At 65.5% G+C, this 12214-nt stretch carries 12 protein-coding genes; 5 read left to right on the forward strand and 7 right to left on the reverse strand.

Going from position 1 to position 12214, the window contains the following annotated elements; all coding sequences use genetic code 11:
• Positions 1-32: 32 nt before the first annotated feature.
• Together CSQ99_RS14490 and CSQ99_RS14495 are read left to right on the forward strand one after the other, a co-directional pair.
• Positions 33-1301 carry an amidohydrolase family protein gene (locus CSQ99_RS14490; protein ID WP_099039740.1) on the forward strand — a complete coding sequence of 423 codons (1269 nt, stop codon included), beginning with the start codon at positions 33-35 and terminating at the stop codon, positions 1299-1301.
• Positions 1302-1364: 63 nt separating this feature from the next.
• Positions 1365-2492, forward strand: a complete 1128-nt coding sequence (locus CSQ99_RS14495; protein ID WP_099039741.1) for a DUF7159 family protein — start codon at positions 1365-1367, stop codon at positions 2490-2492.
• A gap of 13 nt (positions 2493-2505) precedes the next feature.
• On the opposite strand, the gene CSQ99_RS14500 is transcribed toward CSQ99_RS14495, so the two are convergent.
• Positions 2506-4266 (reverse strand): Hsp70 family protein, encoded by a 1761-nt coding sequence (locus tag CSQ99_RS14500; RefSeq protein ID WP_099039742.1) that lies wholly within the window; start codon positions 4264-4266, stop codon positions 2506-2508.
• Positions 4267-4461: 195 nt separating this feature from the next.
• Between CSQ99_RS14500 and CSQ99_RS14505 the strand changes: the two genes are divergently transcribed.
• Positions 4462-4920: a nuclear transport factor 2 family protein gene (locus CSQ99_RS14505; RefSeq protein ID WP_176561031.1), complete on the forward strand. Its 459-nt coding sequence runs from the start codon at positions 4462-4464 to the stop codon at positions 4918-4920.
• Between the two features lie 3 nt (positions 4921-4923).
• On the opposite strand, the gene CSQ99_RS14510 is transcribed toward CSQ99_RS14505, so the two are convergent.
• From CSQ99_RS14510 to CSQ99_RS14520, 3 genes are read right to left on the reverse strand one after another with little or no spacing between them, the layout of a single operon-like run.
• The gene (locus tag CSQ99_RS14510; RefSeq protein ID WP_176561032.1) at positions 4924-5577 is read right to left on the reverse strand and encodes a L,D-transpeptidase family protein; all 654 of its coding nucleotides are present in this window, start codon (positions 5575-5577) and stop codon (positions 4924-4926) included.
• A 9-nt stretch (positions 5578-5586) separates the two neighbouring features.
• Positions 5587-6414 carry an SRPBCC family protein gene (locus tag CSQ99_RS14515; protein ID WP_176561033.1) on the reverse strand — a complete coding sequence of 276 codons (828 nt, stop codon included), beginning with the start codon at positions 6412-6414 and terminating at the stop codon, positions 5587-5589.
• Positions 6414-7001, reverse strand: coding sequence for an ArsR/SmtB family transcription factor (locus CSQ99_RS14520; RefSeq protein ID WP_099039745.1), 588 nt, complete (start codon positions 6999-7001; stop codon positions 6414-6416). The genes CSQ99_RS14515 and CSQ99_RS14520 overlap by 1 nt, the downstream gene beginning before the upstream one ends.
• 57 nt (positions 7002-7058) lie before the next feature.
• On the opposite strand from CSQ99_RS14520, the gene CSQ99_RS14525 reads away from it, so the two are divergent.
• Positions 7059-8549, forward strand: coding sequence for a bifunctional phosphatase PAP2/diacylglycerol kinase family protein (locus CSQ99_RS14525; protein ID WP_099039746.1), 1491 nt, complete (start codon positions 7059-7061; stop codon positions 8547-8549).
• Here the strand turns inward: CSQ99_RS14525 and CSQ99_RS14530 are convergent.
• Entirely contained in the window at positions 8503-9174 is a 672-nt protein-coding gene (locus CSQ99_RS14530; RefSeq protein WP_099039747.1) for a phosphatase PAP2 family protein, read from the reverse strand. The two genes, CSQ99_RS14525 and CSQ99_RS14530, sit on opposite strands and share 47 nt — an antisense overlap.
• A gap of 102 nt (positions 9175-9276) precedes the next feature.
• Between CSQ99_RS14530 and CSQ99_RS14535 the strand changes: the two genes are divergently transcribed.
• Positions 9277-9759, forward strand: a complete 483-nt coding sequence (locus CSQ99_RS14535) for a hypothetical protein (RefSeq protein ID WP_099039748.1) — start codon at positions 9277-9279, stop codon at positions 9757-9759.
• Here the strand turns inward: CSQ99_RS14535 and CSQ99_RS14540 are convergent.
• Together CSQ99_RS14540 and CSQ99_RS14545 are read right to left on the reverse strand one after the other, a co-directional pair.
• Positions 9756-11297, reverse strand: coding sequence for an HNH endonuclease signature motif containing protein (locus tag CSQ99_RS14540; RefSeq protein WP_099039749.1), 1542 nt, complete (start codon positions 11295-11297; stop codon positions 9756-9758). The genes CSQ99_RS14535 and CSQ99_RS14540 overlap by 4 nt on opposite strands.
• Positions 11298-11437: 140 nt before the next feature.
• A complete protein-coding gene (locus tag CSQ99_RS14545) occupies positions 11438-12199 on the reverse strand; it encodes a trans-aconitate 2-methyltransferase (protein ID WP_099039750.1) in 762 nt (253 codons plus the stop codon).
• Positions 12200-12214 lie beyond the last annotated feature (15 nt).

Genomic DNA, 12214 nt, shown 5'->3' on the forward strand with positions numbered 1-12214 from the left:
GCCCAACCGATGACAGGAATCGAGGACTGCCAATGACTTCCATCGATGACATGGCGGCGAATCTCAACTTCACGACCGCGAAGACGGGCGCCGACCGCACCGTGACATTCCTGCCCGAGCCCGAGCGGGCCGAGCGGAGATACACCGTGATCTCCGTCGACGATCACATCGTCGAACCTCCGGACACCTTCGACGGGCGGGTGCCACGCAAGTTCGTCGACCGCGCACCGCGGGTCGTCGACACCGAGGACGGCGGTCAGACGTGGATGTACGACGGCCACTCGCTGCCGAATGTGGGCTTCAACGCGGTGGTGGGACGGCCGGTGTCCGAGTACGGTTTCGAGCCTGCCCGGTTCGACGAAATGCGCCGCGGCGCATGGGATATCCATGCACGCGTCAAGGACATGGATCTCAACGGCGTGTATGCGTCGCTCAACTTTCCGTCCTTCCTGCCCGGTTTCGCTGGCCAGCGACTACAGCAGGTCACCGATGACCGCGACCTTGCGATGGCGTCCGTGCGGGCATGGAACGACTGGCACATCGAGGCGTGGGCAGGCGCCTATCCCGATCGGATCATTCCGTGTCAGTTGCCGTGGCTGCTGGATCCCGAGGTCGGCGCGAAAATGATCTACGAGAACGCCGAGCGCGGCTATCACGCGGTGTCGTTCAGCGAGAACCCGGCGATGCTCGGGCTGCCGACGATCCACTCGGGTTACTGGGAGCCGCTGATGGCGGCGTGCGCGGACACCGGAACCGTGGTGAATCTGCACATCGGATCGTCAGGCACGTCGCCGTCGACCACCGCGGACGCTCCGCCCGACGTACAGGGCGTGCTGTTCTTCGCCTACGCGATCTCCGCGGCCGTCGACTGGCTGTACTCCGGGCTGTGCACCCGGCACCCCGATCTCAAGATCTGTCTCTCCGAAGGCGGTATCGGCTGGGTGGCCGGCCTCCTCGACAGACTCGACCACATGCTGAGCTACCACGAGATGTACGGGACATGGAAGGCACTCGGCGAGAGCCTGACCCCGGCGGAGGTCTTCAAACGAAATTTCTGGTTCTGCGCCGTGGAGGACCAGTCGTCGTTCATCCAGCACGAGCGCATCGGCGAGGACAACATCCTGCTCGAGGCCGATTACCCCCACTGCGACTCGACGTGGCCGCACACCCAGAAGAAGATTCACGAGCAGATCAACGGCCTCCCCGAGTCCATCATCAAGAAAGTGACGTGGGAAAACGCGGCGCGGCTCTACCAACATCCGGTTCCCGTGGCGGTCTCCGAAGACCCCGACGCGTTCTGAGTGCCCTAGCGGTACCCTCGGTAGCGACTGGCAGCTAGTCGCGGGCCAAGATCGGGGGTAGCCATGGACCTCGTGCTCGGTGTTTCCATGACATCCGCAGCGGTGCGCTGGGTGCTCGTCGAGGGCATCACGGGCGAGGGCGCCACGATCAGCCGCGGCTCCTTCGACTTGGCCGAAGCGGTCGACCCCGACGATCTGCTGGACGTGCTGCTCATCGATGAGCCCGACAGTCGCATGCATGCCATCGGCTTGACCTGGACGAATGAGGCGACCGACGCAGCATCCGGGGTACTGGAAGCCGTGCGGGCCAGGGGCTACGACAACGTGATCGCGGTCTCGGAACTCGAGGCGGGCGACGTCCTGGCGTCAGGCATCGCAGGTATCGCGGACTACGAGGACGTCGCCGTCTGCATCGTCGAACCCGATGCCGCAGTCGTTGCCATCGTCAACTCGAGGGGTGTGACTGTCGACCGCTTCAGCCGTCCCTCCGACGGCTCGGATGTGGTGGAGCTGCCGAGTTCGGTGATGGCGATGCTCGATCTCGACGACTGGCAGCCGGATTCGATCTTCGTGGTCGGCTCGGCGGAGGACCTCGACCTCATCAAGACCACACTCGAAGCGGTGACCGACGCACCTGTCTTCTCGGCCGCCGAAGCCGACCTGGCACTTGCCCGCGGTGCCGCGCTGGCGTCCGCCCGCGCCGTCAACGGTTTGGAGACGCCGGAGACGCACAAGCCGTCGCCGGTCCGCGCGCTGACCGCGGTTCTCGTGGCGGCCGCGGTGACGTTGGTCGTGTCGCTGTCGGTGGCGCTCGGATTGAGCCTGTCACCGTCAGTGCCCGAGCAGCCCCACGCCGCGAACCCCGAGCCCACGGCCGAGGAGCCGGCACCTCCGGGCAGGCAGTCCGGGACCAAGGTCGCCAACCTCACCGAATCGCTCAAGGCGGCCCGCCCGGTGGTGGCGCAGACCATCGTGGTCGCCGCTCCTTCCGCTCCGCCCGCGTCGGCATTCGTGCCGCCCGCGGCCCCGGTCAACACACCGCCCGCGTACAGCCCGCCGGTACCCACGTATGCGCCACCGCCGGCGTATGTTCCGCCTGTGGCACCGCAGCCGCGGCTGCGCGACCGGATCCTGGAACGCATTCCGATAATCAACCGATTCCACGAACCGGAGTACCAGTACCCCAACTAGCCCTACTCGCTGTCTACGGCAGCGGCGGTGGTTGGAACGGGTTGTTCGGCACCTGAATCGGTATCGGCACCGGTACGAACGGCACCGTGATGTGGGTCGTCGTCATCGTCGGAATCGTGGTCGTCGTAGTGGTCGTGGTTGTCGGCGACGTCGTTGTGGTGGTGGTCGCCGTCGTTGTGGTGGTGGTGGTTGTGGTCGTCGTAGTGGTCGTGGTTGTCGGCGACGTCGTTGTGGTCGTCGTCGGTGGTGTGGTGGTCACGTATGTCGTGACCGGCTCTTGCGTGGGTGGCGGCGGCGCCTCGCTGGTGACGGTCACCGTTTCCGGCGGGGGCGGCGCGACAGACGCCGGCGGTTCGGCGCTGGCCGGCGGCGGGGGTTCGGCGTTCGTCGGTTTCGGCGGGCTGGCGGTGCTGGGCGGATCTGTCTTGTTGGTGCTGTCGCTCACGCCGGTCAAGGCGATCGCCACGCCTCCGACAGCGATCAACGCGACCGCAGCGGCCAGCCCGATCACCAACTGCGGCAACCGTTGCCACGTGCGAGGTTGCTCGATGGCACCGGTCGTGGGTACGTACTGCACCGGCTGACGCATCGAAATGGCCTCTGCGCCATACGGGTTTTCGTAATCGCTTGCACCGGTGTAAGGGACGGGCTCGTCGGCGCCGTCGTCGTCCTGCGACCACGCCAGCGCGTTGGACGTCTCCGTTGCCGGTGCGTCGAGGACGGGCGCAACGGGCGCGAGACCGGTCGCGGCGTCGGCCGCCACCGGGGCCATCCCGGTCGCCGCTTCGGCCGCCGAGCCGTATGCCGCGAAAAGAGCCGCACCCACCGCTGCGTCCAATGCGGGCTGTGGTGTCGTCACCACCGGGGTACTCGTGCGCTCCGAAAGACGTTGTGCGATAAGTGGAATACTGGCCCCACCACCCACCATTACCACGGCTACAATGTTGGTCCAGCCAATGCCGTTGCGCGCCAACGTATTTTCGACAGCATCAACAAGACCGTCGAGCGGCGCCGCGATCAGCGACTCCAACTCGGTTCGCGTCAACTGAATCGCCGACCGGAAGGCGGGTAGTTCGGCGAGGACTTCGGTCGTCGATTCCGCCGACAGCCGTTCCTTGGCGCTGCGGCATTCCTCTCTGAGCCGGCTCAGTGAGCCCACCGCGGCAGTGGCGGCCGGATCGATGCCGCCCGTCGCCGCGATGCCGTTGACGATGTGGCTGAGCAGTGTCTGGTCGATCTGATCGCCTGCGAAGTCGGCGTATCTGGTGGTCTCGTCGATCGGCTCGAATGACGCCCCGGCGTCCGCAAGCGTGATGCTCGTCCCGCTACCGCCGAAATCGAGCAAGGCCAGCACACCCTGGGCCGGCAATCCGGGATTGGCCTGCAACGCCGTCAGCGAGGCGACCGCATCGGACACCAGCCTCGCGGGCATACCGTCCGGAGCCAGCGTCGGATCGGCGCGCAATGCGGTACGCAGACTGCGCAGCGAGGCCATTCCCCAGTAGGCGGGGACCGCGATCGCAAGTTCGGTCGGAGGCTGGCCGCCGGTCGCGTCGATCAGGTCGCCCAGCGCCTCGACCAACAGCCGGTCGGCCTGATGCGGCGCACCGTCCGGTGCGACCAATGGCACGGGGTCTCCGACGCGTTCGACGAATCCGTCCAGGACGGAGCCGTCGGCGAAGCTCACCACCGAACGGCGTATCACGGGTTGATTGCCGACACGGGCCGCAACCAAGTTGGTCGTCCCGATCGACAACCCCAACGGGTCGCTCATAACGGACCAAACCATAACGGCCCGACCTGCTCATATTTGTTAGACACTCCGTGCCAACGACGTTCCACCATCATGGCTTTGGACTTCTATGAGCGGGCACAGAACCCGCTATGGCTTCGCTGTGACGAACTCGCCGATCCCCGACCACCCGCAATCTCAATGCGGCGAAGTAGCCGGTGTGCTCCAATGTCGGCCATGGGTGACATCGACGACATCAAGCAAGTCAAGTACCGCTACCTCCGCGCGCTCGATACCAAGCATTGGGACGAGTTCGCCGACACGCTGACCGAGGACGTGGTCGGCAGGTACGGCGAATCGATCGGCGAGGAGCACCACTTCACCAATCGCGATGAACTCGTCACTTTCATGCGCAACTCACTCGGACCGGAGATCATCACCGAACACCGCGTCAACCACCCGGAGATCACCGTGGACGGCGATGAGGCCACCGCGACGTGGTACCTGCAGGACCGCGTGATCGCACCGGACTTCAACTTCATGCTGATCGGCGCGGGCTTCTACCACGACCGGTACCGGCGAACCGGCGACGGCTGGCGGATCAGCGAGACCGGCTACGACCGCACCTACGACGCCTCGATGTCGACCGAGAATCTCAATTTCAAGGTGAAAGCCGGTCGGGCAATCAATCTTTGAGTATCACTTCGAGATCGCGATGAGTGCGCCGGGCTGAAGCCAGCGCATGATCTCGACCAGCTTGGCGTCGTCGATTGCCACACACCCCGCTGTCGGTCCACCGTCGGTGGCATGGAGGAAAAAGGCGCCGCCATTGCCGGGCACGCGTTGTTTGTTGACGCCCATCACGACCGCGTGGACATACTGCGGGATTTCCAGGTTTTCGGTGCCGCTGGACGGATCGGTGTTGAACGGGCACTGCGATTCCTCACACACCTGCATGGTGTTGTAGGTCGGGCTCTTCATATCGCCGTCCCACCAGTGATTGGGGCCGACCTGGACGTACTGCAGGCCGCCGCCGGGATTGGGCGCGGTCCCGAACGCGAAGTCGAGGGTGAACACCCCCATCGGCGTCTTCATTTGGCCGTCATGGGTCTGCGGTGCCATGCCCGCCGCGCCGACGAACGCCGGGATACCGACGGCGACGGGCTGCCAGCCCGCAGCGGTTCGTTGGTAGACATCCATTTTGGCGTCCGAGCCGCCAACGCCCACAACGGAAATAACCTGAGTCGCGTTGCCGACGGACTGTGCGAACCACGGCGCGGTCTGCGCCCGGCTCACCGATGGGGTGGCCAGCGACATCACGGCTACACAGAGCAGGGTCAGTAGCCGGTGCACCCGCTCATGCTAGGGGGTGACCGCCTCGCCTTCGAGGAGGCCACGCAGCCACGACGTCCATTTCGGCTGTTCGGATGCCGCGATGTCGGCAGCATCGGGTCCGTAGAGGTAGATGCTGGCCATTGCGCGGCCGTCGTCACCGACTGTGCACGCACCGACGACGGCAACTCCCAGTGTGGGTTGGTCGATACGCAGCATCACCTCGCGTGAGACCGCGTCCTGGTGGATGCGCTCGACACGGCCGGCCAGTCGGGGCGCGCCTGTGGGCGCTTCACAACGGTCACCAACGTCGGCGGCGGCGATGTTCAGCGCACCGGTCATCGTCGACCACGCCTGCTTTTCACCTTCAGGCGACACCGCAGAGGCCCGCACTGTCGCCGCCGGCGCTCCAGCGAAGTCCGCGAGGTAGACCTTGAGGATCTCGAAGAAGCCCGGCCATCCGGTTTCGAAGCTCTCGAGTTCGCCATCCCAGTCGTCCCTGTCGGTCACCATGGTGTGCACCATGCGGACGACACAACGGTCGCCGGACCTGGCGGTCACGGTCACCTCGGTCGCCACCGGAGGGGCATCGCCGTTCCATCCGTATTCCTCGTATTCGACGCGCACCGGCGGATCCCAGGCCGTGATCTTGCCCGACGAGATGTCCTGACCGCAGTTCTCGTCGCCGAAGTCGAAGCTGATGGCACCGCCGACACGCTCCTCGATCTCTGTCGTGGTGAACCACGCGCTCATACCCGGTCCGGTCGCAATCGCGTGCCATACCTGTTCGGGCGTACCGGGTACGAGGAACTCCATCTCGACCCATCGGCGGCCGGAATCGTCTCTCTTGAAAGGCATTACACATCCTCCTTCGGCTTCGGATAGGCCGCCACCACCAAGCGGTAGCTGCGGCTGTCGGCATCTGATTCGTCGTGGTAGCGCGCCGCCAGCGACATCACGGCATCGGACAGCTCTTCGGTGAAGGCGGCCCGCTCCGCCGGCGATCGGAACTGGATCGCCGTGTCGATAGACAGTGTCGCCAGTCGCTTGTTCTTCGTACGCGCCATGCGACAGAGCTCGCCGACCTCCCGCACGGCACGCGCCGACAGCGCAATGAGGTAGCTCGCCGACAGCCGGTCACTGGAGCGAGCCGGGTCGGACGCGACCGCCCCGAGGGCGCTGGGTGACACCACGTAGGAAGCCGCCGTCGCGACGAGGAGACGCTCGGTGAGCCCGCCCCAACGGCGTTCCCCGGCTCCTGCGACGAGCTGATGATCTTCCAGAGCGCGCAGGTGGTAATTGACCTTCTGCCGGGCCATCCCCATGCGCGACGCGAGGGCGGCCGCCGATGCCGGTTCGGTCAGTTCGGCCAGCAGACGGGTCCTGATCGGATCGAGCGCACTGACCGCCGCGGCGGGATCGGCGATCACCTCGACGTCGAGCATGACGCCATCGTTCCCCTTGACAAAATAATTTGTCAAGCTCGTGGATAGATTAGCGCCATGAACCTCCTGCCCATACGACGTCATCGAGGCATCCGGCAAATCGGAGAGGGCCTCGGGACGCTGGACCGCGAGGTGTTCGAAGCCATCGCCGAATCGCCCAGTCCGCTGCTCGATTCACTCATGCCGCAGCTGACCCGCGCCGCGGACCATTCGAAGCTGTGGTTTGCCATCGCCGCGGCCCTCGCGGCGACGCGGCACCGAGCCTCGCGTCGCGGTGCGGCACGTGGTGTCGCGACTCTCGGTGTCACCAGTCTGCTGACCAACCAGGTCGCCAAGCGGATCTGGAAGCGGCCCCGCCCGAATCGCCTGTTGGTCCCGCTGGCCCGACAGAGCAGGCGGGTCCCGACATCGAACTCGCTTCCGTCGGGCCACTCGGCGAGTGCGGCCGCTTTCGCCGTCGGAGTCGGCCTCGAGAATCCGCCGCTCGGGCTCGGACTTGCGTTACTGGCAGGACTGGTGGGCCTGTCCAGGGTGGCGACCGGCGCGCACTATCCGGGTGATGTATTCGCCGGCTTCGGCATCGGTGCCGCCATCGCGGTGGTCGGCGCGCGCATAGTGCCACCGACCGTGCCGACGAAGATTCCGACCGCGGATCCGCTCCGATTGGAAACGCCCGCCCGCCCAGAGGGTGAGGGGGTCGTCCTGGTGATCAATCCCGCGTCGGGCAGCGGCACGGGCGCACGTGTGGTGGAAGAGGTGCGAGAAGCGTTACCGGCGACTGAGATCGTCGAGTTGGAGGAAGGTGATGACCTCGAGGCCGTCCTGCGCGCCGCGGCGGATCGAGCCGAAGTTCTCGCTGTCGGAGGCGGCGACGGCACGGTGTCGTGCGGCGCAGGCGTCGCGATCGAGTCCGGGCTACCGCTGGCGGTCTTCCCGGGCGGAACGTTCAATCACTTCGCCAAGGACATCGAATGCGACACTGTGGCCAAGACGGCCGAGGCGATCCGGCGAGGTACCGCCGCCTACGTCGACGTGGTGTGCCTCAACGAGAAACACATGGTGGTCAACACCGCGAGCATCGGCGCCTACCCGCAGTTCGTCCAGACCCGGGAGAAGCTCGAGCACAAGATCGGCAAGCCGCTCGCCGGTATCTACGCGATGTTCCACACGCTGCGGCGGGATGAGCCCGTGCGAATCCGATACGACAACAAGAGCTTGCAGACTTCGCTGTTCTTCCTTGGCAATTCGACATACCTACCGTCCGGCTTCGCCCCGTCGCGCCGAACCCGGATGGATGACGGTTTGATGGACGTCCGCATTCTCGAGACCGGTCGCAGGTTCAGCAGGCTGCGCATTCTGGTATCACTGGCGCTGGGCCGATTGGTGAGCAGCCCGCTGTATCACGAGATGCGGGTACCCGAATTCGAGTTCACCGCAGTGGACGGTTCAACAATTCTGGCTCACGATGGCGAGGTCAGCACCGAATGCACCGATGCCAGCTTCACTGTTCGATATCGCGTTCTTCCCGTGTTCCGTCCGCTGCCGTGACCGACCGTCGCGGCGGCAGGAGTAGGACGCAGACGACGAAAAATGCGTAGCCCAAAGCCCATCCGCCGATGACATCCGATGGGTGGTGCACATTGAGTACGACGCGACCAACCCCGATCATGACGACGATCAACGCGCCGAGCGCGATCAGCCACCCTCGCAGCGGCGGGTTCACGTAGGGCCAGACGATCGTCAGTATCGCGAGCACGGCGACCAACACGCCGAGCGCGTGACCGGACGGAAACGCCGCCGACTGCGCGCCCACCATTGCCGTTGCGGGCCGTGGACGATCGGCCACGTATTTCGCCAGCTCGATGAGCGGTCCCGACAGCCCCGCGGTGATCGACAGGAATCCCACGAGTCGCCAGTGACGGCGAAACATTGCCACCACGATCACGACCAGGCCGACCAGTCGAAATGCGGTCGGGCCCAGCACAGTGCAGAACACGTCCCACGCAGTCACCCAGCCAGGGCGCGTGGCCCCGTAATCGTGCGCGAGGTCTAACGCCCACGAGTCCATCGCGGTCAACCACTTCCACTGCGACAGGTAGCCGATCCAAATCAGCGCGTACACCGCCACGGCCGCCACAGCACTCCCCAGGAGCCAACGCGTCCTGGATGTCATATAGATAGCTGTACCAGCTGTGACCCGAGAGCGTCACGGTGGCCGGCCGACGTTCGTCGGCAGCGCCCTCGGGATTCCCCGCGGCTGAGCTACGGTGCCAGTATGGCGGTGTTTCTGCGCAAGCTGCTTCGTATCGGTGGGCTGCCCGCTGAACTGCGGGCCGAAGTCGAGGCCGAAGGCATCATCTATATCGCCGAGTACGTGCCGGTGACCCGAAGATTCAGTGGCAAGATCCCCGGCAAGCGCGCGCACGGCAATGTGGCCAGTTATGTCGGCGCGTTGGTGCTCACCAATCAACGGATACTCGGCACACTGTCGACGGTGCCGAAGCTGGCGGGTCGCACGATCGATCAGCCTTGGAGCACAACACAATCAGGCACGGTGACGGCCGACATCTCTGAAACAGGCCTGCACATCGATGTCAATATCAGCGCGGTTGATCCGCGATGTGAAGGTCAGCTCTCGCTTCACTACAAGACGCCCATCGCACCCGAGGTGCTGGCGCGACTACCTCGCCGGTCGCTGGCCTTTGACGTCCCGCCGGAGTACGTCTTCCGAGCGGTGGGAGTGCCCTATCACCCCTAGAAGGGTGGGGGTCTGTTTCGTTCGGGGGCTTCTGCGTCGACCAGGGGTTGGTTGCGTGCTCGCTCGTTGTTGATGGCTTGGGTGCGGTTGTGGGCTCGGGTGGTTGTGCGTCGGGGCATGGCCAGCGTGCGGGCGGTGTCGTTGCCGCCTGATGTGGTCGAGTCCCTCGTCATGACAGGTGCGGTGGGTTCACACAGGCTGGGGAACAGGATTCGGCTGCCGGGATGGGTGGTGTAACACTGCCCGTGTGGGGAGGTCCAGATGACGGTGCCGTCGGGCCACTGGCGGTCGTGCCAGCCGCCGAACGTTTTGAGTAAGTGATGTTTTCGGCACAGACATTTGAGGTTGGATGCCTGGGTCGGGCCCGCCGGGTAGACAATGGTGTGGTCGAGATCGCAATGCTGGGCGGGTTCATCACAGCCCGGGAACCGACACGTCATGTCCCGGCACCGGATGAACGTCGCCAGTACCGCCGAGGGAATGTAGCGCGGTTCTGGAGGCTTGTCGCCGGGGTGGCGGATCGGCACGATCTTGGCGACACCCGCAATCTTGGCCGCCAACAACGGGGCAGGCAGCACGCCACCACCGAGGATGACGGCGGGCGGCGTGGTGGCCGGTCCAGTCGGTGGTGGCCGTGGGTCGGTCAGCGCTTCGGTAATCGTCATCTCCGTCCACTGCGTGGCGTTGGGGTCGGGCTCTTCTTTGCCGTCCCACTGGGCCGCAGTGTCATCGGCCAACGACTCCTCGTGGGCGACGACGTGCACGACCACCGTGCTCGGCTGGACACCGGCGGCGTCGCAGTCGGGATTCTCACACGCGCACACCAGCCGGTCGGCGCCGTGCCCGAAGGCGCCCAGGGCGGCCGCGCGACGCTGATCCAGCGTGCGCGGATCACCCTCGCAGACCGCGGCCGCCATCGCCTCCAACCGCTGATCCAACGCCTCAGCATCGGTGGCCAACAGCCGCGCCTCGATATCGGCGGTCCCCAAACCGTCCTCGGGTCCACGGATATCGACATGGCAGCCCCGCACCCGGTCTTCGCTGCGCCGCACCGCAGCAGGGTCGTAGCGGTCGACCCAGTAGTCGATCTCGGTCTGGGTCTTGTCCACCGACAACGACCCCCACCCCGCAATGTGGGCGGCGATCTCGGTATCCACCTTCCCCAGCGCATCGGGATCGCGCACGAGGCGGGTCCGGGAGACGACCGCGGCCACCATCCGGTAGGTGATCGCCCCGGCGGCGAACACCTCGGCCACCCGCGGCAGCCGGTGGCACAGTGCGTCGGCGATCAACAATTGATGGGCGGCCACCCCCAACGAGACATTTTGGGCGGCGCCCACTGAGGCGGCCACGGCGTCCCAGTTGTCCAGACACCACTGCTCGCGTTCCTCACCACCATCGGCGGCCAGCATCGCGTCGAGTTCATCGGCCATCGCCGACAGCCGCCGCGCGCACGCGGCGTTTTCCACCCGCGCCCACGCCCCCACCGCAGCCGAAGCCCGACTACCAAGAGCCGCATCGACGAGGTGATCGAACATGCCTCCACGCTAACCACACCCCCGACACAAAACCCCAGCTCACACCCAACCTGTGGACAAAACAGCGATTGGGGATAACTCAGGCGAGCAATGAGGTGCGAGATCTCCGCGGGGTTGCGGACGGGGTGCTTGCCTGATGTTCACTTCAACTGGGCGACAACGAATATTCTGCGGAACGGGAAGAACGTTGTGCCGTCCGAGCGCATGGGGTATGCCTCGTCGAGCATCGGGATGAGTTCCTCGCGGAACTGCTGCCACTGCGTCTCGGTGAGTCGGCTCTTCACCGGCGTCAGCGCCGTTCCGGTGATCCACTGCAGCACCGGATCCTCGCCGGTGAGCTCATGGATGTACGTCGTCTCCCACGCGTCAACCCGGCAACCGGCGTCGGTGAGCAACGTGGCGTAGCCCGTCGGGCCATCGACCTGACCTTCTCGGAATGGGAAGTCCCGCAGCGGCTCTGACCATCGATCATGGCGCGCCAGTCGGCGAACGGCCTCATGTGACGGCGCGTCGAAGTTCCCGGGTACCTGCATCGCGATCCACGATCCCGAGGAAAGCTGGCCAGCCCATCGGACCAGCAGGTCGGCGTGCCCCGGCACCCATTGAAGGACGGCGTTGGACAGCACCACATCGGTGTCGGGCTGCGGCACCCACGTCTGCACATCACCGACATGAGCATCGATACCCCGCTCGCGCGCCGCCTCGACCATCTCCGGTGAACTGTCAAACGCCTCGATGGCGGCGTCCGGCCACCGTTCCCCGAGCGTGGCGGTGAGATTTCCTGGACCGCAGCCAAGGTCGACCACCCGCCGCGGCGATTCGGCAGCCACCCGCGACATCAGGTCGAAGAACGGCCGTCCTCGATGGTCCGCATACGCCAGATAGAGGTCAGGGTTCCACATGGGGGCCAGTCTTCC

It is taken from the genome of Mycobacterium neglectum (assembly GCF_002591975.1).
Taxonomy (GTDB): domain Bacteria; phylum Actinomycetota; class Actinomycetes; order Mycobacteriales; family Mycobacteriaceae; genus Mycobacterium; species Mycobacterium neglectum.

Coding starts and splice junctions, on each gene's coding strand:
- CSQ99_RS14525 (WP_099039746.1), top strand. CDS start 7,059: ATGAACCTCCTGCCCATACGACGTCATCGAGGCATCCGGCAAATCGGA.
- CSQ99_RS14530 (WP_099039747.1), bottom strand. CDS start 9,174: ATGACATCCAGGACGCGTTGGCTCCTGGGGAGTGCTGTGGCGGCCGTG.
- CSQ99_RS14545 (WP_099039750.1), bottom strand. CDS start 12,199: ATGTGGAACCCTGACCTCTATCTGGCGTATGCGGACCATCGAGGACGG.
- CSQ99_RS14520 (WP_099039745.1), bottom strand. CDS start 7,001: ATGCTCGACGTCGAGGTGATCGCCGATCCCGCCGCGGCGGTCAGTGCG.
- CSQ99_RS14490 (WP_099039740.1), top strand. CDS start 33: ATGACTTCCATCGATGACATGGCGGCGAATCTCAACTTCACGACCGCG.
- CSQ99_RS14515 (WP_176561033.1), bottom strand. CDS start 6,414: ATGCCTTTCAAGAGAGACGATTCCGGCCGCCGATGGGTCGAGATGGAG.
- CSQ99_RS14495 (WP_099039741.1), top strand. CDS start 1,365: ATGGACCTCGTGCTCGGTGTTTCCATGACATCCGCAGCGGTGCGCTGG.
- CSQ99_RS14535 (WP_099039748.1), top strand. CDS start 9,277: ATGGCGGTGTTTCTGCGCAAGCTGCTTCGTATCGGTGGGCTGCCCGCT.
- CSQ99_RS14505 (WP_176561031.1), top strand. CDS start 4,462: ATGGGTGACATCGACGACATCAAGCAAGTCAAGTACCGCTACCTCCGC.
- CSQ99_RS14500 (WP_099039742.1), bottom strand. CDS start 4,266: ATGAGCGACCCGTTGGGGTTGTCGATCGGGACGACCAACTTGGTTGCG.
- CSQ99_RS14540 (WP_099039749.1), bottom strand. CDS start 11,297: ATGTTCGATCACCTCGTCGATGCGGCTCTTGGTAGTCGGGCTTCGGCT.